This window comes from Mucilaginibacter sp. (assembly GCF_028288185.1).
In the GTDB taxonomy this organism is placed as follows: domain Bacteria; phylum Bacteroidota; class Bacteroidia; order Sphingobacteriales; family Sphingobacteriaceae; genus Mucilaginibacter.
This window is the reverse complement of record NZ_JAQBOF010000027.1, coordinates 106,941-128,198: the sequence shown is the minus strand read 5'-3', so window position 1 is coordinate 128,198 and position 21,258 is coordinate 106,941. Positions and strand designations below refer to the sequence as shown.

Sequence of the window (21,258 nt, the reverse complement as noted above, 5' to 3'; positions counted from 1 at the left end):
TTGGATGTAGTTTTAATAAATAACATAAAGTCTATAGAATAAGTAGACAAATGTATTAAAAATAATTAAAGTGCAAATTATTTTTTTGAAAAAAGTTTTCTTTAGATTTTTTGAGATTCTTTTTGATATACTTACCCCCCATCAAAAAATCAATCTCTATTTACTATTTATGGTAGATTTTATCCGGTTTTATATAGTTTTCGGGTTATTGTTATCATTTTTCACATGCAAAGCATTTGGAATGACTAATTTCTTGTCATTTTATCTCATTTATATACAAAAAACGAATTGAAACCATTAATTATGGCGATATTTACACCAATTTCTATCGCATACTAATGTCATTTACTTATAAACGCATCGTAATAAAAATTGGCTCTAATGTTTTAACGCAAAGCAATGGCCTCCCCGATCAGCATCGCATAAGCCAATTGGTTGAGCAAATTGTCGCTATTAAAAAGCAAGGTGTGGAGATTACGCTGGTATCATCAGGCGCTGTTGCAGCGGGTAGAAGCCTGATAACTGTATCTGATAAATATGATGCTATTGCCGCCCGTCAGCTACTGGCATCCATAGGCCAGGTTAAACTGATCAATACCTATGCGCAGCTGTTTGAGAAACATGATATACTATGTTCGCAAGTATTAGTTACTACCGAGGATTTTAAAGGCAGGCAGCATTATCTAAACATGAAAAACTGCCTGGAGATATTGTTACAGCACCAGGTTATCCCGATAGTAAACGAAAACGATGTGGTATCGGTAACGGAATTGATGTTTACGGATAATGATGAGCTTGCCGGACTTATAGCCTCTATGCTAAATGCGCAGGCATTAATTATATTAACCAACGTTGATGGGATATATGACGGTAACCCCAATGATGAAGGTTCATCCATTATTACCGAAGTTGCAGATGCCGGTATTGATTTTGCATCATTTGTAACTTCGGGTAAGTCGCAATTTGGACGGGGTGGTATGATCACTAAATCGCACATGGCGCAAAAGACAGCTAAACTGGGTATAGCGGTTCATATTGCAAATGGGACAAAAGATAACATATTAATTAACGTATTAAATAATACAGCGCCGCATACGCGTTTTGTTCCCAACAAAACATCATCCGAAAAGAAAAAATGGATAGCCCATTCAGAAAAATCGGCTACAGGTGTTGTGCAGGTTAATGAAGGTGCTAAAACGGCTCTTGTATCTAATAAAGCTACCAGCCTCTTACCAATTGGAGTGGTAAAGATTATATCCGACTTTAAAAAAGGCGAGATTATTAAACTGGTTGATGAACAAAATGAGTTAATAGGTTTAGGTATCGCCGAATACGGTGCCGATAAAGCCAAAGAAAGCATCGGCCAGAAAAACCAAAAGCCATTGGTGCATTATGATTATCTTTATTTATTAAGCTAACTAAAATGAGCTACACCTCCTACTTTGAAAACGCACTGTTAGCTGCTCGTAATTTAAATATATCGGCAGGAACCATAAATGAGGTTTTAAAGGATCTTGCTGCAGAAGCCATTGCACAAACTAATTACCTGCTTGCGGAAAATAAAAAAGACCTGGATAGAATGGATACCAGCAATCCAAACTATGACAGGTTAAAGCTTACCCCTACCCGCATACAAGATATTGCTAGGGACATTATTAATGTATCTCAGTTGGAAAATCCCTTAGGGCATATCCTATCAGAAAAAACAATGCCTAACAGATTGCATATATCAAAGATCAGCGTGCCGTTAGGGGTTGTAGGCGTAATTTATGAGGCCCGGCCAAATGTTACCTTTGATGTATTTGCTCTTTGTTTTAAAACCGGTAATGTTTGTATTTTAAAAGGTGGCAGCGATGCTTCTTATTCTAACCTTGCTATTATCAGGACTATCCATAAAATATTAATTAAACATAACATTGATGTCAATGTTGCTGTGTTATTGCCTAAGGAGCGGGAAGCTGCCGAGGCTTTAATGCAGGCGGTGGGTTATGTTGACGTAATTATTCCGCGCGGTAGCCAGGGATTAATAAATAGTGTACGGAAGAATAGCAAAGTACCCGTAATTGAAACAGGCGCTGGTATTGTACATACTTACTTTGATGAATTTGCTGACTTAAAAAAAGGAACTGATATCATCTTCAATTCAAAAACCCGCAGGGTGAGTGTATGTAACGCTTTGGATTGCGCGATCATACATTCGGCACGATTAAAAGACCTGTCTGAATTGGCTAAACCTTTAGGCGATGCCGGGGTAACTATTTATGCTGATGAAACGGCGTATACAGCTTTGCAAAGCACCTACCCGACCCAGTTATTACATAAAGCCGGGCCGGAACATTTTGGCACTGAATTTTTATCTATGAATATGGCAGTTAAAACTGTTGATACTTTTGAACAGGCGCTTGACCATATCGCAACCAATAGTTCAAAACATAGCGAGGCAATTATTACCGAAGATGCAGTTCGGATGGAAATCTTTTTAAACCGGGTTGACGCTGCGGCAGTTTATGTAAACGCATCAACAGCTTTTACCGATGGCGCGCAATTTGGTTTAGGGGCCGAGATCGGTATCAGCACACAGAAACTACATGCACGCGGCCCAATGGGCTTGCAAGAGCTAACCAGTTATAAATGGCTGGTGAGAGGTGATGGGCAAATACGTTCATAGCTTATCTATTGCCTCACTCCTTTTTACCCTTAACTGACTAACACCTGATCAACATAAAATTGAAAGCCGTATCTTTGCCGCCAATATGAGTAAGCACGGAAGGATATTAGTGGCAATGAGCGGTGGCGTTGATAGTTCGGTAGCGGCAGTAATGCTGCATGAGCAGGGCTATGAGGTTATTGGGCTTACCATGAAAACCTGGGACTATGCATCCGCCGGAGGCAGTTCTAAAGAAACCGGCTGTTGCAGCTTAGATAGCATTAATGATGCACGCGCATTAGCTGTTGGTTATGGCTTCCCGCATTATATATTAGATATACGCAATGAGTTTGGCGATTTTGTTATTGACAATTTTGTTGACGAATACCTGGCCGGCCGTACACCTAACCCCTGCGTTTTATGCAACACCCACATTAAATGGGAGGCCTTATTAAAACGCGCCGATAAACTGGATTGTGAGCATATCGCTACAGGGCATTATGCCAATATCCGTTTACAGGATAATGGCCGTTACGTAATATCAAAAGGTAAAGACGAAAATAAAGATCAATCTTATGTGCTTTGGGGGGTATCACAACAAAATCTGGCACGTACTAAATTCCCGTTAGGTAGTTTCTCTAAACCGGAGATCAGGCAAATGGCTATGGATATGGGCCAGATAGAACTTGCCGGAAAAAGTGAAAGCTATGAAATATGCTTTGTGCCCGATAACGACTATAGAGCCTTTTTAAGGAACAAAGTAGAGGATCTGGAGCAACGTGTTGCCGGTGGTAATTTTACGTTAACAGACGGCACTATAGTAGGCAAGCACCAGGGTTATCCTTTTTATACCATAGGTCAGCGCCGTGGTTTAGGTATAGCGTTGGGCCATCCAATGTTTGTTACCAGTATTGATCCGGTTACCAATACCGTAGTATTAGGTACCGAGGATGAGTTGCAACGCAAACAAGCCTGGGTTAAAAACTTAAATCTGGTTAAATACGAAAGTATTACCGAACCTTTAAACGCCATCACCAAAATAAGATATAAAGATGCCGGTGCAGAAAGTACCATTGTACAAATGGGCGAACACATGAAGGTTGATTTTACCCATATGGTATCGGGTATCGCGCCGGGCCAGTCGGCTGTTTTTTATGAGGGCAATGACTTGCTGGGCGGTGGCTTTTTAATGTAATATTCGCGCTTCTATTATTACATTTCCCGTTAAAAGAAAAAAATTAAACTCGGGACAAAATTTGCGTTTCGTTTTCTTTATCCTTTATTTGCAAAAAATAACTATGCTACATGGCTAAAAATTTACTAATTGTAGAATCACCGGCGAAAGCTAAAACCATTGAGGGATACCTGGGAAAAGACTTTACTGTTAAGTCGAGTTACGGGCACATCCGCGATCTGGTTAAATCAGAAGACGCGATAGATATAGCCAACAACTTTAAACAAACCTACGAGGTACCTGCTGATAAAAAGCAGATAGTTAGCGAGTTAAAGAAACTAGCAAAAGAAGCCGACATGGTTTGGCTGGCTTCCGATGAGGACCGCGAGGGTGAAGCCATATCATGGCATTTGTTTGATACCTTAAATTTAAAAGACGCTACCACCAAACGTATTGTTTTCCATGAGATAACTAAACCGGCAATTATGGCGGCCATAGATAATCCCAGGAAAATAGATTATAACCTGGTAAATGCGCAACAAGCACGCCGTGTGTTAGATAGATTAGTAGGTTTTGAACTTTCACCTGTATTATGGAAAAAGGTTAAACCATCATTATCAGCAGGCCGTGTACAGTCTGTAGCCGTACGTATAATAGTAGAGCGCGAGCGAGAGATCAATAAATTTCAATCAGAAGCAGCATTTAAAATTGTAGCTATTTTTGGTAAAGGCAAACAAGCCTTTAAAGCTGAATTAGCCGAGCGTTACAGTAAACAAGAAGATGCCGAGAAATTTTTAACTGATTGTATTGGTGCTGATTTTAACGTTAAATCGTTAGAAACTAAACCTGCAAAACGTTCGCCTGCCGCGCCGTTTACTACTTCTACCCTACAACAGGAAGCCAGTCGTAAATTAGGTTATTCGGTTTCACGTACAATGCAAGTGGCGCAAAAGTTGTATGAAGCCGGGCATATTACCTATATGCGTACAGACTCTCTTAACTTATCCGAAACCGCGTTACAGGCCGCACAACAACAAATTATATCTGCCTACGGCGATAAATATCATCAGCATAGAAAATATAAAACTAAAAGCGCAGGCGCACAAGAAGCTCACGAGGCCATACGCCCTACCTATTTTAGTAACCATACTATTGAAGGCGACGGAAGCGAAAAACGCTTATATGAGTTGATCTGGAAACGTGCCATCGCTTCACAAATGAGTGAAGCCCAGTTTGAGAAAACAACGGCAAAGATCAGTATATCAACCCGCAAAGAAGATTTAACCGCCAATGGTGAGGTGATGAAGTTTGACGGTTTCCTGAAAGTTTACCTGGAATCGGATGACGATGAGGATGATACCCAACAAGATGGCGATAATGCTATGTTGCCGCCGTTAACAAAAGGTCAGCGTTTGGATCTGGAAGAAATGACGGCTACCGAACGTTACTCTCGCCCACCGGCAAGATATACCGAAGCTAGTTTGGTTAAAAAATTAGAAGAGTTAGGCATTGGCCGCCCGTCTACGTATGCCCCTACCATTTCAACGGTACAAAACCGTGGTTATGTAGTTAAGGAAGAGCGCGAAGGCAAGCAAAGGAAATTCAGAGTATTAACGCTGAAAGATAAAAACATAGCTAAAGAAGAACGTACAGAAAATACAGGTGCAGAGCGGGGCAAGCTATTCCCTACGGATATTGGCGCTGTTGTAAATGATTTCCTGGTACAACACTTTAAAGGTATTGTCGATTTTAATTTTACCGCTAAAGTGGAGAAGCAGTTTGACGAAATAGCCGCCGGACTGGAAGAATGGACAACCATGATCGGCAATTTTTATAAGCCTTTCCATGCAGATGTACAAAGCACTATTGAAACCGCGGACAAAGCTACAGGTGTACGCGATTTAGGTGTTCACCCGGAAAAAGGCGAAAAAGTATCAGTACGTATTGGTCGTTACGGCCCCTTTGTACAGGTTGGTGAAAACGCCAGTGATGATAATAAAGATTACAAACCATTATACGCCAGCTTACGCACCGGGCAAAGCATCGAAACCATTACGTTAGAAGAAGCGCTTGAACTGTTTAAGCTGCCAAAAGTAGTTGGCGAGTTTGAAAGCAAACCAATGAAAGTTGCTATAGGCCGTTTTGGCCCGTACATCAGCCACAACAGCGCGTTTGTATCCTTACCAAAAGAGATTGACCCGCATGACGTTACCGAAGAACAGGCTATTGAACTGATACTGGAAAAACGTAAAAAAGATGCCGAGAAGCTGATAAAAGCGTTTGACGAGGACCCGACCGTTAAAGTATTAAATGGCCGTTGGGGACCTTATATAGAATTTGGTAAACAAAACGTTAAGATACCAAAAGATATAACAGACCCGCTTACGCTAACGTTCGAACAATGCAAAGCATTAGCAGCGGCGGATGCCAAAGCGCCTAAAAAAGGCGGTAAGAAATTTGCTAAGAAGAAGTAGGCGACGTTTTACGTTAATACGTTGTAAGTAATACGTTTTAGATTATTTCATACGTACAACGTAGAACGTCCAACGTATAACTTATGAAATAATGATTAAAGATCTCCCCGAAAATAACGTAACTGATATTGCTGTGGCTGTAGCTTTAGAGGGTGAGAATGCTGAAAGCAAAATTTGGCATGTCTATCTTATCAACCTGAAAAAAGAGCCTATTGAAAATGTGCTGATAACTTCTAAAGGTTATGGTGAAAAAGATGGCGAGAGGGTTAAAACCTCTACCCTGCGCCACATGTTCCCGGTTATTGCGAACGGTACGTATAAGCAGATCGAAATGATTGACGAGCAAACCTTCGGCTTAAATAATGAGTACTGGGTTAGCTATTACATAGGTACCCAGATTTACGATAAGAAATTCATCTTCCTGCCCGAAAGTATAATTGACTCTAATTTTATTAAGTTACCTGTTGTGAATAAGCCGGGGGTAATGATAAAATAAGTTAGCAGTTTTTAGTTGGCAGTTGGTAAATTTATCCTCGTTATTACTGCAACCCGCCAACTAAAAACTGCTAACTAAGAGTCAAACTTCTCCAACAACTTCAACAACGTTTCAAAGTCCTTTGGATATGGGGCGTGTATGGTGATGGCTGTGCCATCCATTTTTTTAAAGGTAACCTGATAAGCATGCAGGGCAAAACGCTTCATGATAGGCAGCTCTTCCTGATCCTTGCCTAAATGATATTTGCGCTTGATGGCTGATAGGAATACTGGTTTACCTTTATACATTTCATCACCGGCAATTGACGCACGCTGGGTAGCTAAATGGATCCGAATTTGGTGCATACGGCCGGTTACCGGGCGGCACTCTACCAATGTATAATGTTTAAAGAATTTTATGGACTGAAACCAGGTTTCGGCACGTTTGCCTTCCTGCCTGCTGATAGTTACATTGCCTTTACCAACGTTTAGTATCGGCAGATCAACCAGTAACTTGTCAAATACATGGGTGCCGTCAATTACCGCGTGATATACTTTATTAACCTGGCGTTTCTCAAACTGCATAGATACGGTGCGGTATGCTTCCGGGTTCTTAGCTATTATTAAGGCTCCAGAGGTCTCTTTATCCAGTCGGTGGCATATCTGTGCATCGTCTGAATATTCTTTAGCCAGACGCAATATATTAACCTCGCCTCCCTCCCGTTCATCAAGCGAGCTGATAAAGGCTGGCTTGTTAATTACTATCAGGTCATCATCTTCGAATAAGATCAGGTCGGCAAATTTTGGAATTTTCATGTATTAAATTGTAGTCGGCAAAAATACGGTTATTAATTTAAATCGCTGTTTACGACTTACGAAGTTTTAAAAACTTCGTAAGTCTGCTCATTTTCTAAAAACAAACTTCAATTGGTCTGGTTATTGTATTTGAAAAACATATTACAAACATCTAACTATAAAAACATTATGAGTACTAAAGCAACCAAACCTGAAGAAAAAGGATTTTTCGAAAAGGTTAAAGAAACCATTGAGGAGCTTTGGGATGGTACCAAAGACAAAGCCGAAGATATAAAAGATGCAGCCGAAGATAAGATCAGTGATCTAACTAAAAAAGCAGCACCTGCAAAAAAAGCCACGACTAAGAAAGTAAGTGCTGCCAAAACATCGGTTAAAGCTAAAGTAGCAAGCACTACCGCAAAAGCAAAAACTGCTGTAAAAGATGCCAAAGCCAAGGTTGCCGATGTTAAAACAAAGGCAGATGCCGATGCAAAAAAGATCACCGCGAAAGCAAAAACTGCCGCTGCTGATGTAAAGGCAAAAGCCGATACAAAGGCTAAAGCTGTTACTGCGAAAGCAAAAACCGTAGTTGCCAACACTAAAAAAGCGACTGCAACTAAAACAAAGAGAAAACCAGTATTGTAACTTTAAATCTTACAAAACAACAAAGGCCCTAATTATGGGCCTTTTTGTTTTTATGCTTCAAATTTGTAACCTACTCCTTTTACGGTGGCCACTATATCATCGCCTAGTTTTTCGCGTAGTTTGCGTATGTGTACATCTATAGTACGGTTGGTAACAACTACCGAGTCCTCCCAGATGTTTTTTAGTATTACCTCACGGGTATAAACCTTACCGGGTTTTGAGGCCAGCAAGTATAGTAATTCAAATTCTTTTTTGGCTAAAACAACTTTCTGACCCTTTTGGAAAACCAGGTATGCTTCGCGGTCGATAACCAATTCGCCAATTTCCAGTTTGTTATCAGAGATATCTTCGGCAGGCGCGTTTCTGCGCAGTATGGCGTTTATGCGGCTAACCAAAGCACGTGGCTTAATAGGTTTAGCTATATAATCGTCAGCACCAACATTAAAACCTGCAATTTCAGAGTACTCCTCGCTCCTTGCGGTTAAGAATACCATAAAGGTGTTTTTAAATTCGGGCATGGTGCGCATTATACGGCAAGCTTCAATACCGTCCATTTTGGGCATCATAATATCAAGAACGATCAGATCCGGTAATGATCTTTTTGCTTCGGTAACCGCCTCCTGGCCATTACGTGCCGTGAATACCTGGTAGCCTTCTTTTTTTAAGTTATACTCAATAAGCTCCAAAATATCAGGCTCATCGTCAACTATTAAAATTTTCTGTTTGTTTAAGTTGCTCATGAACGTTTTAATTTTGTTATAAAAGTATGTACTTAAAAAAAGCTTACAGTAAACTTAATATTAACAAATTGTTAAGTAGTGCTTTATCTTAACATATTATATATGCTTATTAAATGTTTTGTTTAAAAAGTCTTCAAGCGCAGCGCCGGTAACATTTTTGGCAACTATAACTCCTTGTGGATCAATAATAAAGTTTGATGGTATAGCTTCTATATGATACAAATGCTCGGTCGGTCCATCAAATCTTTGCAAATCTGACGCGTGAGCCCAGGTTAATTTATCAGCATTTATAGCTTTTTGCCAATCGTCTTTAGTAACATCAAGCGATATACCTAAAATATTAAAGCCTTTATCTTTAAAAGCTGCATAAGCTTTAACTACGTTTGGGTTTTCGGCACGGCAAGGGGCGCACCATGATGCCCAAAAGTCAAGCATTACATATTTACCTTTATAGTCTGATAGTTTAACTTGTCTACCATCAAGGCCGGCAGTAGTAAACTCAGGCGCTTTATGACCTATAGATAACGGTTTGATCAGCATCATCTGATTTATAAAACGCTGTACACCAGGGTTATCAGTAAATGAATTTTTATCTTTTAATTCATCCGCATAACTAACCATTTGCTGCTCGTACTTCATAGGCTCCAATGATGACATGGCGTAAAATGCAGCCAGCGATGTTTTATTATCATTAACAAACTTTAAAACCGCGTCAGCATAACCATTCATGTTTGCAATAAACATTGGCCTGTATACAGCAACTAATGAGTCTGACTCTTTACCTAACGCTTCAACTTTCGACTGGTATTCATCGGCTACTACACGATTCTTTTCGCCCCAAACATTACTTAGTTTGTTAAATTCCTGTATTTTTTCAGAGCTTTCTGATCCTTTTATTTCATAAGCATGTGCTTTATCAGATTGATCTGACGAGAACTCAATATCATCGCCGTTCTTGGCTATCAGATCATATATACCGGTGCCTATACGCAGTTTATATAAGTTAGCATAAGGTGCAGCATGTTTAAATTCAAATTTACCATCGCTGCTAACAGCAACCGAGTCGACCACGCTTATCTGTACACTATCCGCTTCGAGCAAGTAAACCTTTTTTACCTTATCCGGATTTTTTAATGTACCTGATATTTTAAATACCGATTTATCTTTACATGAAGCTAGTACCAAAACTAAAGCTATGGCGCTATAAATTATTGAACGTGTTTTCATTTAGATTCTAATTCTTTAATTAATAATTGATTAGTGGCTTGCGGGTCAATCTTGCCTTTCGAGCTTTTCATGATCTCGCCCATAAACAAACCCAAAACGCCTTTTTTGCCTCTTTGGTACTCGACAACCTTATCCGGATATTTAGCTAAGGCATCCTGTATATATTTACTTACATCATCGCCATCGGTGGTAATTAATAAGTTTAGTTCGGTTGCAAGTGCTTCGGCAGTTTTACCGGGTGATTTTAATAGGGCCGGGAACAACTTGTGCGAAGCATTAGTATTATTGATAGCGCCCGCATCAACCAGCTTAATTAAGCCGGCGAGTGTTGCAGGTTCAATATGCAGATCGGTAATATGCAAACCGGTTTCGTTTAAGTGTGATTTAACGGCACCCATCATTAAGTGCGCTGCAGCTTTATAGTTGGCGGTGTGTTTTATCAGTTCTTCAAAGTATAAGGCTACTTCCTTATCAGCCGTAATTACCGAAGCGTCATAATCTGATAAACCCAGATCTATATATTTGTTATATAATTGATTTGGTAAAGCAGGTAATGTTTTACGGATATTTTCCACATAAGCACTATCTAAAACTAACGGCATCAGATCAGGCTCGGGGAAATAACGGTAATCATTAGCCATTTCTTTAGAGCGTAGCACCGATGTTTCGCCGGTATCAGCATTAAAATTTAAGGTATTTTGATCTATTCGGCCTCCAGCTTCAATAACTTTTATCTGGCGGGCAAACTCATGCTCAATGGCGCGTTGTACGTTACGGATAGAGTTTAAGTTCTTCACCTCGCAGCGATTGCCATATTCGGTAACGCCTTTTAGCCTAACGGATATATTGGCATCGCAACGCATACTGCCTTCTTCCATGTTGCCATCGCAGATATCCAGGTAACGTAACAGCTTGCGGATCTCGGTTAAAAACTGGCCGGCTTCTTCGGCACTGCGCATATCGGGTTGTGATACAATCTCTATTAGAGGCACCCCTGCCCTGTTCAAATCAATCAAAGAATCTTCATGGTGATTATCATGCATGCTTTTGCCAGCATCCTCTTCCATGTGGATATGATGGATAGCAAGGTCTTTCGTAGTACCATTAGCTAACCTAACTAAAACAGAACCGCCTAAACAAATAGCTGCCTGATCTTGTGTTATCTGGTAACCTTTGGGCAGATCGGCATAGAAATAGTTTTTACGGGCAAAGCTGTTTTTTAGGTTGATGGTGCAATTGCAGGCCAAACCCATTTTAACCGCGTACTCAACCATACGTTTGTTTATCCGCGGTAAAGTACCCGGATGGCCCAATGAGATTGCACTGATATGATGATTTGGCTCGGCACCAAAAGCGGCAGAATCAGACGAGAAGGACTTGCTCAAGGTAGATAACTGCGCATGAACCTCTAATCCAACAACTAATTCATACTTTTCGGTTATTTCTACTGGTAGAAGTGTCATAAATTAAAAGATGAGCAATATTCGCTTATCAGCGTCAAATATATAAACTATTTAGATTTGACAACTTTTAAAAAGTTGTCAAATCTGTTTGGAATAACCTCATTGCGAGCGTTCGCAATGAGGTGTGAGTAATGTTAAGCAATAAAACTTTTCGCCTTAACCAATACAGCATCCAGTCCGCTAATATCCTTGCCACCCGCGGTAGCAAAAAATGGCTGACCGCCACCACCACCCTGTATCTCTTTAGCCAACTCGCGCACGATGTTGCCAGCGTTAAGGCCTTTTTCTTTTACCAGGTTGTCGGCTACCATAACGGTAACGTTTGGTTTGCCATCGATAATAGCAGTTAATACCAGGTAAAGATTTGGTACAATGTCTTTTAAATTATAAGCCAGGTTCTTGATAGCATCAGCATTGGGCAACTCTACTTTTTGGGCGATGAAATTAACACCGTTTATAGCTATTGCCTGTTTAGCTAATTCATCTTTTAAGCCTGATGATTTTTCTAAAATGCTTTTCTCTATCTCTTTCTTTAAACGGTTGTTCTCTTCTAATAATCCTTCTATGCTTTTGGCAATGTCTTTAGGGTTCTTCAATAATTCTTTAACCTGGTAAACTAACTTGGTTTGCTCATTAATAAAGTTCTCGGCACCTAAGCCGGTAATAGCCTCTATACGGCGCACACCGGCAGCAACCGCGCTTTCTGATACAATTTTAAAGTAACCGATAGCGCCGGTAGCTTTAACGTGCGTACCGCCGCAAAGCTCTTTGCTAAAGGTTTCATCAAAAGTAATAACCCGTACAAAATCACCATATTTCTCACCGAATAGAGCAGTTACTCCACTGTTGATAGCTATGTCATAAGGTACATTGCGTTGTTCGTTTAGGGCGATATTCTCGCGTACTTTTTCGTTTACTATGGCTTCAATATGGGCCAGCTCCTCATCAGTTACTTTAGCAAAGTGCGAGAAGTCAAAACGCAGGTAATCACTGTTTACCAATGATCCTTTTTGGTTTACGTGTGTGCCTAAAACCTGTTTCATGGCGGCATGCAGTAAGTGCGTGGCGCTATGGTTATTCATGATATTATTACGGCGATCTTTATCAACAATAGCGGTTAAAGCATCGTCAATATCCTCTGGTAGTTTATCTACATAATGTACAATAAGTCCGTTTTCTTTTTTGGTATCGGTTACATTAACCACCTCGCCATCCGGGAAAACCAGCTCACCGGTATCGCCTACCTGGCCACCGCTTTCGGCATAGAAAGGTGTTTTATCCAACACCAACTGGTATTGCTCTTTACCTTTAGCCGTTACCTTACGGTATTTGGTTATGTGCGATATAGTCTCCGTTTCATCGTAGCCGGTAAAAACTGTTTCTTCATCTTTTAGAGTAATCCAATCGCCGGTATCAACAATGGATGCAGCACGTGAGCGATCTTTTTGTTTTTTTAATTCATGATTGAAGCTTTCCAAATTTACGGTCCAGCCTTTTTCTCGGGCCATAAGTTCAGTCAAATCTAAAGGGAATCCATAAGTGTCTGATAATTCAAAAGCTAATGCCCCATGAATAATCTTTTGACCTGTATCTATAGGATGAGGGTTTATGTCATCGATTGTAAAATTACCACTAGATGAATTTATGATTTCATTGAATTTTTTAATTCCGGCAGATAAAGTCCGCAAGAAAGAAACCTCCTCCTCCAAAATAACTTTCTGCACAAAATCCTTCTGACTATACAACTCATCAAATACACCTTTAAATTGATTTGCCAATAAAGGCACCAACAGGTTTAAAAATGGTTCTTTAAAATCTAAGTATTGGTATGAATAACGTACCGCTCTGCGTAAAATCCTGCGGATAACATAACCGGCCTTATTGTTTGACGGTAGCTGCCCATCAGCAATAGTAAAACTAACCGCACGGATATGATCTGCCAATACACGCATGGCAACAGCGGTGTTCCAATCTGCATCGCCGGGTACAGCAGCGGCATTATATTTTTTGCCTGATTTCTCGGCGATAAATTCTATTGTGGGGCTAAATACATCACTATCATAGTTAGATGATTGGCCTTGTATTACCCGCACCAAACGCTCAAAGCCCATACCTGTATCCACATGTTGGGCAGGTAATGGCTGTAATGAACCGTCTTTTAAACGGTTAAACTGCATGAATACGTTGTTCCAGATCTCAATAACCTGCGGATTATCGGCATTAACCAGTGTAGCACCGGCAACTTTAGCTACCTCGCTATCCGGGCGGTTATCATAATGAATCTCAGAACAAGGTCCACACGGACCGGTTTCGCCCATTTCCCAAAAATTATCTTTTTTGTTTCCTAGCAGGATATGGTCTTCGGGTACATAAGCTTTCCAAAAATCATAAGCTTCCTGGTCTTTGGGTAAACCTTCTTTAGCATCACCCTCAAAAACGGTAACGTAAAGGCGTTTTTTGTCAATCTTTAATACATCGGTCAGCAGCTCCCAGCTCCACTCGATGGCTTCTTTTTTAAAGTAATCGCCAAAGCTCCAGTTACCCAGCATCTCGAACATGGTATGATGATAGGTATCAATACCAACCTCTTCCAGATCATTATGCTTACCCGATACGCGCAAACAACGCTGCGTATCAGCCACGCGCGGAGATTTTGCAGGCGCTTCACCTAGAAATATATCCTTAAACTGATTCATACCCGCGTTGGTGAACATCAGCGTAGGGTCGTTTTTAACAACAATAGGTGCGGAAGACACGATGGTATGCCCTTTAGAAGCAAAAAAATCAAGAAAAGCCTGTCGTATTTCGTTAGCGGTCATGGGACAAAGATAATTATTAGTCCGAAAGTCGGGAAGTCAGGAAGACGGAAAGTTTTGTTATATTACATTGTTATATTTCCAAAATAGAACTTTATAACAAAAAACGTTAAATTTGTTTATGGAGACTTTGAAAATTGATATTCAAAATGATCAGGAGAAAAAAGTGCTTTTAGCTTTTTTAGACAGTTTAAGCTATCACTACAGAAGCGAGAGTAATGATTATGTCTTATCTGATGAACAGATAAAAGAAATGGTTAAGCGTAAAGCTGATTTTTTATCAGGTAAAACAACATCGCGTTCATGGAGTGAAATAAAACAGCGATACGAAGGTGTTTAAAGTAGAGTTATTAGCTATAGCTGAGAATGAATTATCAGACTCTTATGATTGGTACGAGGAGCAACAAATAGGATTAGGAAACAGATTCTACAACGATGTTAATTATTATTTAAGCCTTCTGGAAAATAATCCGCATCAATTTCCAATAAAATATATTGACGAGTTACGTTCGGTATCAATTTATAAATTTCCTTTCGTAATAATTTACTGGATCGATGAGTCAAATACTGCGGTTTATGTAGTATCTGTTTTTCACACCAGCAGAAATCCAAGGGTGTTTTAATTCCGAAATTAACCCCTACATTTGTCTATGTCTTATAAGGAACACGAGATCAGTAAAATGTATTATACCATAGGCGAGGTATCGGCTATGTTTGATGTTAACCCATCATTACTGCGTTTTTATGAAAAAGAGTTTGATGTGCTTCAACCCAAGAAGAACAAAAAAGGCAATCGTTTATTTACTCCCGAGGATATTGAGAACCTGAAGATCATTATCCATCTTACAAAAGATAAAGGTTATACCCTACAAGGCGCCAAAGAACATTTAAAAGGTAATCTGAATGATAGCAAGGGTAGCCAGCGCGTTATCAACTCGCTTGAGAATTTGAAGAAATTTTTACTGGAAGTAAGAGATCAACTCTAATCTGAACCATGAATTTTAGGATTTAAGGATTAGCTTGACTAGATTAGCGTAATAAAAACCCTATAATCTTTTATCCTGTGAATCTTAATTGTGGTAGCAAATCATAAAGGCGAAATCCCATTTATAGTACTTATTATCCCTTTTCTGTTAGGGATTACTTTAGGGTTGAGTTTCTCGTCAGCCACATACTTTATTTGGATACTTGCACTACTCCTGCTATTAAGCTCAATTTTTATTATCCTCAATTTTAATTATGCCCGGTTTGGTTTGTATAAAGTGAGATGGATTGGCGGGACATTGATAACAACAATTTTGTTCTTAATTGGTTGGGCCAGCGTTATTAAATACAATGAACTAAATAACGCTCAACATTTTTCTAACACACCAGCTCAATATCTTATCGTAAAAATAAATAACGAACCGAACCTTAAAAACGGTTTAGTACGCTTTACATCAACAGTTGAGCAAAAGGTCATTAATAGCAAAAGAGTAAATACAACAGGTACTTTACTCATCGCCATAAAAGATACTACGGCTAATAAACTTTACTACGGCGATGAGTTATTGATCCCCGCAAAATACAGCACCATCGACCCACCATTCAATCCGGCCGAGTTCAATTATAAAAAGTACCTGGCTAACCAGAATATTTATCACCAGGCTTTTTTGTATCCTAAGCAGTATGCGGTCTTAAACAATAACGCGGGTAATCCAATCATTGCTTATTCTTTACGACTAAGACAGCGTTTAGTAGAAAAGTTTAAACTAAACATGCATGATACCTCGGCCATTGCTGTTGCCTCTACCCTAATACTGGGTTATAAGGTTGATCTAAGCAATGAAGTGCTACAAGCTTATTCTAAAACCGGTACCATACATATATTATCTGTTTCAGGCGGGCATGTGGCTATAATTTATCTTTTGCTTAACCTGGTGTTTGGCTTTTTGGTGCGATATAAATATGGCAAGGTATTTAAAGCGCTATTAATTATAACGCTGATATGGTATTACTCCATGCTTACCGGCTTCTCTCCCGCCGTATGCAGGGCAGCGGTGATGATCAGTTTAATTATTATCGGGAGGGCTTATAGCCGGTATATTAATACTCTAAATATACTGGCTATATCTGCATTCTTCCTGTTATTGTACAATCCTTTATTTATTACGGATGTTGGGTTTCAGCTATCCTACCTGGCAGTTGCGGGGTTAATTATATTCCAACCATTGGTTTATAAATGGCTAACCTTTAAAAACAAATGGGCCGATAAACTCTGGACGGCCTGCTCAGTGTCTATCGCAGCGCAGGTTATTACGTTTCCGCTTAGCGCATTTTATTTTCACCAGTTCCCGGTTTATTTTTTGGTGAGCAATCTGTTTATCATCATCCCGGCCGAGATTATTTTATGTGCGGGGATGATTTATTTAGTGTTGCCGCAAATGCCGATTGTTTCTGTATCGCTGGGTTGGGTGCTAGAAAAATCCATAGTAATAATGAATAAAGTACTGGTAATTATTGAGCATGTTCCATTTGCCAGTATTAGTAAAATATGGTTAACCACATTTGAATATTTATTAGCTTACCTTATTATTATATGCCTGTTTTATTTTTTGTTTGACAGGAAGAAATGGTTGTTACAAGTGGGGTTAATAACTATGCTTATATTAACTATAAGCATCAATTTTAAACGTATAAGCGCCGTTCAGGCTGATAGCATCACTTTTTTAAACGTGAAGAAACACCAGGGCATCATATTTAAACAAGGGGATAAAGCAATTGTATTATCAGATTTGAATGTCGCAGACAAGAATTATCAGTACTCCATACAACCTTATCTAGATAGCTGTAAGATCGCAGATACTTCTATTTATAATTCAAGGCAGAATATAAACTCAACTTTCCTGGTTAAGAACAATAACCTTATCCAATTTCAAAATAAAAAGGTTTTGCTGTTTGATAAGCAACTTCAAAACAAAAATCTATCTCACAAACTAAAAGTTGATTATCTGTACATAACCGGTAATCCGCATACATCAATAGCCCAACTGGATAAGAATTATCAATATGCTTCGTTAGTGATAGACGGTAGTAACATGGATAAGTATATTGTTGATTGGGAGAAACAAGCTAAAACGCTCCGTATAAATTATAAAATAATAAAGCGTAACAATTCGTTAGTTGTACTATCTAATTAAAAAATTTATTAAGGCGAAAGTTTGCTTAATAAGCCATAAACAACTAAATTGTGATTAATAAACAAAAAAAACATGAATACTAAATTAAAAATCGCCCTAAGCCTGGCATTTACGGCTGTAGCATTTACCGCGAGCGCTCAAAAAACCTATACCCAAGGTGTAGCAACTTATAGTTTAAAAACTGCTATGGGCGATGGCGAATCAAAAGTGTCTTTTACTGCTGATTCAAACGTAGCGGTAACCCAACAAGGCCCCGCAACCATAAAAATGCTTACTAACAGTAAGGCTACTTATTTTGCTATATTGGTTGATGTGCCCGTGGCATCAATGAAAAAAGCCGCAGTTTTAACACCCGATGAAATAGATCAGTTTGTTGCAGCAGCACCAAAATTTACTTTCACTCCAACTACCGAAACAAAGGTAATTAACGGGTTTAATTGCAAAAAAGTTGATGTTAAAGATACAAAAAGCGGTAGCTCGTATACAGCATGGATAACTAATGATATTGTTTTACCGGTAAACGTTTTAACAAAACCATTTATTGATGCAGGCGGCGCACCTATTCAGTTTACTTCGATCCAACAAGGGCAACCGGTTAATGTTACTTTAAAATCAGTAAGCGAAGAAAAAGTCCCTGTCGGTAGTTTTGGTATTGCAGGTTTCGATAAAATATCATTGGATGACCTGAAAGCAATGAGCGGCGGTAAATAGTCAGCCCTGTAACATTTTTTTAAAGGCTTCTTAACCTTATGGTAAAATAGTTATTTTTGCCCTCCGATGTTGAGAAGCCTTTATAGTTTTATACGCTTTTATATTTTTTGGTTGCTGTTCTTCGCTTTAACGAGGGCAACATTCGAGCTATACTTCCACACCAAACTTCACGGTACTACTTTTACTGATATAGTAAAGACCTACCTCTATGGTATCCGTATGGATGCTTCGGCCACGGCTTATATCGCTTTAATCCCGCTGCTGGTGTTTATTGTCAACTGGTTCCTGGGTAAGAAACCAATTAAACCTATTTGGCTGAAAGCTTACACCTGGTTCTGCCTCTTTTTTATAACCTTCATAGCTATTATAGATCTGGGGATATTTACCGAATGGGGTGCCAAGGTTAATTTCAGAGCGTTTGATACATTATACAATTCGCCTGCCGAGTCTATGTCATCAACGGCATCTGCCCCTATCGTGCTGAATTTTACTATAATGGCGATCTTGCTAATTGCCGGTATTGTTTTATCCTATTTTATACTTGATCTTGCCTTTAAAAAACCGATAACAAGTACTACAAACAAACTCATCTATTCGGTTTTGTTGGTGGCGATTAATTTTGTGATACTTCGCGGCACCTTATCGCCTGATCCTATTAATCAGAGTGTCGGCTATTTTTCTGATAATCAATTATTGGATCTTTCGGCACAAAATACAGAGTGGAACTTGTTTAATAATATTTTTGAGAACCTACGTAAGCCATATAACCCATATTTGTTTTTGCCTGATGTAGATGCTAAGAATATTGTTACAGAAACATTTAAGGTAAAGAAAGACACCACTGTAAATATGTTAACTACCGATAAACCCAACGTAGTTATCATCCAGATGGAAAGCTTCACAGCTGATCTTGTTGAATCATTAGGCGGTGAAAGAGGCGATGCACCCAATTTAGAAAAATTTATTAAAAGCGGCATATTGTTTAATAACATCTATTCGGCAGGCGACCGAACTGATAAAGGTATAATAGCCATATTAAGTGGCTACCCATCACAAGCCATTCGAAGTATTGTTACTGATACACTAAAACAAAGGAAACTGCCATCATTGATGACTGAGTTTAAAGACAAGGGATACACTACTTCCTACTTTTATGGCGGCAACAGCGATTATATGAACTTTGCTACCTACATGACCGATCATAAAACAGATCATATCATTGATGAGAAGACCATGCAGAAAAACGAGGTTGGTACAACATGGGGGGCTTATGACAATGTGCTTTTTAACAAGCATATAGCTTACCTGAATAAGCAAACCAAACCTTTCTTTTCGCTATTGCAAACCTCAACCAATCACGAGCCTTTTTTATTGCCGGGTGCACCACACTTTAAAGGTAAAGATGTTGCCGACCTGTTTAGAAGCACGGCCTGGTTTACAGATTCATGCCTGAACGCTTATTTTGAGGAAGCAAAGAAGCATAGTTGGCATAAAAACACGTTATACATTTTAGTGGCCGATCATGGACACCGTTTACCTAAGAGTACGGCTGCAGCATTTGATCCTGCTAAGTATCATATTCCACTTTTGTTTTTCGGAGATGTTATTAAACCGGAATACCGGGGAACTAAAGTAACTAAGCTAGGGAACCAAATTGATATTGCTGCAACTTTGTTGGCTCAGCTGCATATGTCGCAACAAAAATTTGAATGGTCTAAAAATTTATTGAACCCATATACACCCGCGTTTGCGTTTTTTGATTGGGATAATGGCTTTGGTTTTATGTTTCCGGAGCAGGCGGTATCTTATGATAGCTCGGGCCAACGGGTTATCTACAGACGCAATAAAAATGCCAACCAGGCTTTAACTGATAAAACCTTATTACATGGTAAGGCCTTTATGCAGCAAATATTTACGGAGTATTTAGCATATTAGTGATTCATAAATAATGAATCACATGAATCACTATTTGCCTATAACATTTTGTAAATAAGAATTTTACAAAAATGGAGTGAATCACTCTGAATCAGTACAAAAACTTTAGATAAAGTATGTAAATAACTATAAACAAGCTGTTTATGACTTTTAATGCTTTTTTGAAAATTTTTAGTGAATCACTTTGGGTGAATCATGCATAAGAATGTTAGGTATTACGGCGAAAGACTTACGAAGTTTTAAAACTTCGTAAGTCTTAAACAGAAGTTAATTCACCTCTTTATCCAGCGCTACCACCCAATCATTAAACAACCGGGTTTCCATGGCTACTGCTTTATCCGCATGTAACTGCCATTGCGGTGAGAATTGCTTGAGTTGGTTGATCATTTCTTCTAAATGACCTTCTTCTTCCAAAATAATAGATTTTACGTTAATCTTGCTTCCTGCGTTATCCAACGCATCCTGGTAAATTGGGTACAGTTCATCGGCACGTACCTCTATGGCATAGGTAACCAATAAATATGCAGCAAAGCGTAGCTCTTTGCCAGTTAAGTTAAGTTCTTTCTTTAAATAGCGGCATACTTCGACATCCAGCATATTTAAATAATACTTGCTATAGTTAGATGCAACCAGGTATTCATCAGCATAGGTAGGGCAAAGCGTTTTACCTGTTTTTTCTATCTGTTTTTTTAGATAGAAGGCATGACGATGCTCTTCGGCGGCATGTTTTAGTATGATATAAGTAACTGTAGCTGGGTCTTCACTGGCTGATATTTTACGCGCGCCGGTATTTTCCATTAACGACAGGGTGTTTAACCAGCGAGCATGTAGTTGATTATCGGCAATTATAGTAGGTAGTATATTGTTTAAGCTCATAAGCCCCCTCTAAATCTCCCCCGGTAGGGGAGACTTTATTTTTTTAATAGTTATTTTTATTGGTTCGCCCTTTATTAAAAGTCCTCCCTACCGGGGAGGATT

Annotated in this window: 18 protein-coding genes; 12 read left to right on the top strand and 6 right to left on the bottom strand. The window is 39.2% G+C overall.

Going from position 1 to position 21,258, the window contains the following annotated elements; translation table 11 throughout:
- Nucleotides 1-338 precede the first annotated feature (338 nt).
- The 5 genes from proB (at nt 339) to JWQ34_RS10890 (ending at nt 6,791) form a co-directional block, all read left to right on the top strand.
- Nucleotides 339-1,418 carry a glutamate 5-kinase gene (gene proB, locus JWQ34_RS10910; protein WP_299357289.1) on the top strand — a complete coding sequence of 360 codons (1,080 nt, stop codon included), beginning with the start codon at nt 339-341 and terminating at the stop codon, nt 1,416-1,418.
- A gap of 5 nt (nt 1,419-1,423) precedes the next feature.
- Entirely contained in the window at nt 1,424-2,668 is a 1,245-nt protein-coding gene (locus JWQ34_RS10905; RefSeq protein WP_299357288.1) for a glutamate-5-semialdehyde dehydrogenase, read from the top strand.
- Between the two features lie 85 nt (nt 2,669-2,753).
- On the top strand, nt 2,754-3,842 hold the full coding sequence (gene mnmA, locus JWQ34_RS10900; RefSeq protein ID WP_299357287.1) for a tRNA 2-thiouridine(34) synthase MnmA: 1,089 nt from the start codon (nt 2,754-2,756) through the stop codon (nt 3,840-3,842).
- 110 nt (nt 3,843-3,952) lie between these two features.
- Nucleotides 3,953-6,295 carry a type I DNA topoisomerase gene (topA, locus tag JWQ34_RS10895; RefSeq protein WP_299357286.1) on the top strand — a complete coding sequence of 781 codons (2,343 nt, stop codon included), beginning with the start codon at nt 3,953-3,955 and terminating at the stop codon, nt 6,293-6,295.
- 91 nt (nt 6,296-6,386) lie between these two features.
- On the top strand, nt 6,387-6,791 hold the full coding sequence (locus tag JWQ34_RS10890; RefSeq protein WP_299357285.1) for a hypothetical protein: 405 nt from the start codon (nt 6,387-6,389) through the stop codon (nt 6,789-6,791).
- A 74-nt stretch (nt 6,792-6,865) separates the two neighbouring features.
- Here the strand turns inward: JWQ34_RS10890 and JWQ34_RS10885 are convergent, their stop codons facing one another.
- Nucleotides 6,866-7,585, bottom strand: coding sequence for a pseudouridine synthase (locus tag JWQ34_RS10885; RefSeq protein WP_299357284.1), 720 nt, complete (start codon nt 7,583-7,585; stop codon nt 6,866-6,868).
- Nucleotides 7,586-7,753: 168 nt separating this feature from the next.
- On the opposite strand from JWQ34_RS10885, the gene JWQ34_RS10880 reads away from it, so the two are divergent.
- Nucleotides 7,754-8,209 carry a hypothetical protein gene (locus JWQ34_RS10880; RefSeq protein ID WP_299357283.1) on the top strand — a complete coding sequence of 152 codons (456 nt, stop codon included), beginning with the start codon at nt 7,754-7,756 and terminating at the stop codon, nt 8,207-8,209.
- Between the two features lie 50 nt (nt 8,210-8,259).
- Here the strand turns inward: JWQ34_RS10880 and JWQ34_RS10875 are convergent, their stop codons facing one another.
- The 4 genes from JWQ34_RS10875 to alaS form a co-directional block, all read right to left on the bottom strand.
- Entirely contained in the window at nt 8,260-8,949 is a 690-nt protein-coding gene (locus tag JWQ34_RS10875) for a response regulator transcription factor (protein ID WP_299357282.1), read from the bottom strand.
- 96 nt (nt 8,950-9,045) lie between these two features.
- Nucleotides 9,046-10,176 (bottom strand): TlpA disulfide reductase family protein, encoded by a 1,131-nt coding sequence (locus JWQ34_RS10870; RefSeq protein ID WP_299357281.1) that lies wholly within the window; start codon nt 10,174-10,176, stop codon nt 9,046-9,048.
- On the bottom strand, nt 10,173-11,639 hold the full coding sequence (gene gatB / locus JWQ34_RS10865; protein ID WP_299357280.1) for an Asp-tRNA(Asn)/Glu-tRNA(Gln) amidotransferase subunit GatB: 1,467 nt from the start codon (nt 11,637-11,639) through the stop codon (nt 10,173-10,175). The genes JWQ34_RS10870 and gatB overlap by 4 nt, the downstream gene beginning before the upstream one ends.
- Nucleotides 11,640-11,773: 134 nt before the next feature.
- Nucleotides 11,774-14,458 (bottom strand): alanine--tRNA ligase, encoded by a 2,685-nt coding sequence (gene alaS, locus JWQ34_RS10860; RefSeq protein WP_299357279.1) that lies wholly within the window; start codon nt 14,456-14,458, stop codon nt 11,774-11,776.
- Between the two features lie 118 nt (nt 14,459-14,576).
- Here alaS and JWQ34_RS10855 point away from each other — a divergent pair, with 118 nt between their 5' ends.
- The 6 genes from JWQ34_RS10855 (at nt 14,577) to JWQ34_RS10835 (ending at nt 20,280) form a co-directional block, all read left to right on the top strand.
- Nucleotides 14,577-14,795: a hypothetical protein gene (locus JWQ34_RS10855; protein WP_299357278.1), complete on the top strand. Its 219-nt coding sequence runs from the start codon at nt 14,577-14,579 to the stop codon at nt 14,793-14,795.
- Entirely contained in the window at nt 14,788-15,078 is a 291-nt protein-coding gene (locus JWQ34_RS19140; RefSeq protein ID WP_367278610.1) for a type II toxin-antitoxin system RelE/ParE family toxin, read from the top strand. Before JWQ34_RS10855 ends, JWQ34_RS19140 begins: the two co-directional genes overlap by 8 nt.
- 27 nt (nt 15,079-15,105) lie before the next feature.
- Nucleotides 15,106-15,441: a MerR family transcriptional regulator gene (locus JWQ34_RS10850; RefSeq protein ID WP_299357277.1), complete on the top strand. Its 336-nt coding sequence runs from the start codon at nt 15,106-15,108 to the stop codon at nt 15,439-15,441.
- Nucleotides 15,442-15,531: 90 nt separating this feature from the next.
- Complete coding sequence (locus JWQ34_RS10845) at nt 15,532-17,634, top strand: ComEC/Rec2 family competence protein (protein WP_299357276.1); 2,103 nt, start codon at nt 15,532-15,534, stop codon at nt 17,632-17,634.
- Nucleotides 17,635-17,706: 72 nt separating this feature from the next.
- Nucleotides 17,707-18,345, top strand: a complete 639-nt coding sequence (locus tag JWQ34_RS10840) for a hypothetical protein (protein WP_299357275.1) — start codon at nt 17,707-17,709, stop codon at nt 18,343-18,345.
- A 66-nt stretch (nt 18,346-18,411) separates the two neighbouring features.
- Entirely contained in the window at nt 18,412-20,280 is a 1,869-nt protein-coding gene (locus JWQ34_RS10835) for an LTA synthase family protein (protein WP_299357274.1), read from the top strand.
- Nucleotides 20,281-20,547: 267 nt separating this feature from the next.
- Here the strand turns inward: JWQ34_RS10835 and JWQ34_RS10830 are convergent, their stop codons facing one another.
- Complete coding sequence (locus JWQ34_RS10830; protein ID WP_299357273.1) at nt 20,548-21,156, bottom strand: hypothetical protein; 609 nt, start codon at nt 21,154-21,156, stop codon at nt 20,548-20,550.
- Nucleotides 21,157-21,258: the final 102 nt, after the last annotated feature.

Coding starts and splice junctions, on each gene's coding strand:
- proB (WP_299357289.1), top strand. CDS start 339: ATGTCATTTACTTATAAACGCATCGTAATAAAAATTGGCTCTAATGTT.
- JWQ34_RS10905 (WP_299357288.1), top strand. CDS start 1,424: ATGAGCTACACCTCCTACTTTGAAAACGCACTGTTAGCTGCTCGTAAT.
- mnmA (WP_299357287.1), top strand. CDS start 2,754: ATGAGTAAGCACGGAAGGATATTAGTGGCAATGAGCGGTGGCGTTGAT.
- topA (WP_299357286.1), top strand. CDS start 3,953: ATGGCTAAAAATTTACTAATTGTAGAATCACCGGCGAAAGCTAAAACC.
- JWQ34_RS10890 (WP_299357285.1), top strand. CDS start 6,387: ATGATTAAAGATCTCCCCGAAAATAACGTAACTGATATTGCTGTGGCT.
- JWQ34_RS10885 (WP_299357284.1), bottom strand. CDS start 7,585: ATGAAAATTCCAAAATTTGCCGACCTGATCTTATTCGAAGATGATGAC.
- JWQ34_RS10880 (WP_299357283.1), top strand. CDS start 7,754: ATGAGTACTAAAGCAACCAAACCTGAAGAAAAAGGATTTTTCGAAAAG.
- JWQ34_RS10875 (WP_299357282.1), bottom strand. CDS start 8,949: ATGAGCAACTTAAACAAACAGAAAATTTTAATAGTTGACGATGAGCCT.
- JWQ34_RS10870 (WP_299357281.1), bottom strand. CDS start 10,176: ATGAAAACACGTTCAATAATTTATAGCGCCATAGCTTTAGTTTTGGTA.
- gatB (WP_299357280.1), bottom strand. CDS start 11,639: ATGACACTTCTACCAGTAGAAATAACCGAAAAGTATGAATTAGTTGTT.
- alaS (WP_299357279.1), bottom strand. CDS start 14,458: ATGACCGCTAACGAAATACGACAGGCTTTTCTTGATTTTTTTGCTTCT.
- JWQ34_RS10855 (WP_299357278.1), top strand. CDS start 14,577: ATGGAGACTTTGAAAATTGATATTCAAAATGATCAGGAGAAAAAAGTG.
- JWQ34_RS10850 (WP_299357277.1), top strand. CDS start 15,106: ATGTCTTATAAGGAACACGAGATCAGTAAAATGTATTATACCATAGGC.
- JWQ34_RS10840 (WP_299357275.1), top strand. CDS start 17,707: ATGAATACTAAATTAAAAATCGCCCTAAGCCTGGCATTTACGGCTGTA.
- JWQ34_RS10835 (WP_299357274.1), top strand. CDS start 18,412: ATGTTGAGAAGCCTTTATAGTTTTATACGCTTTTATATTTTTTGGTTG.
- JWQ34_RS10830 (WP_299357273.1), bottom strand. CDS start 21,156: ATGAGCTTAAACAATATACTACCTACTATAATTGCCGATAATCAACTA.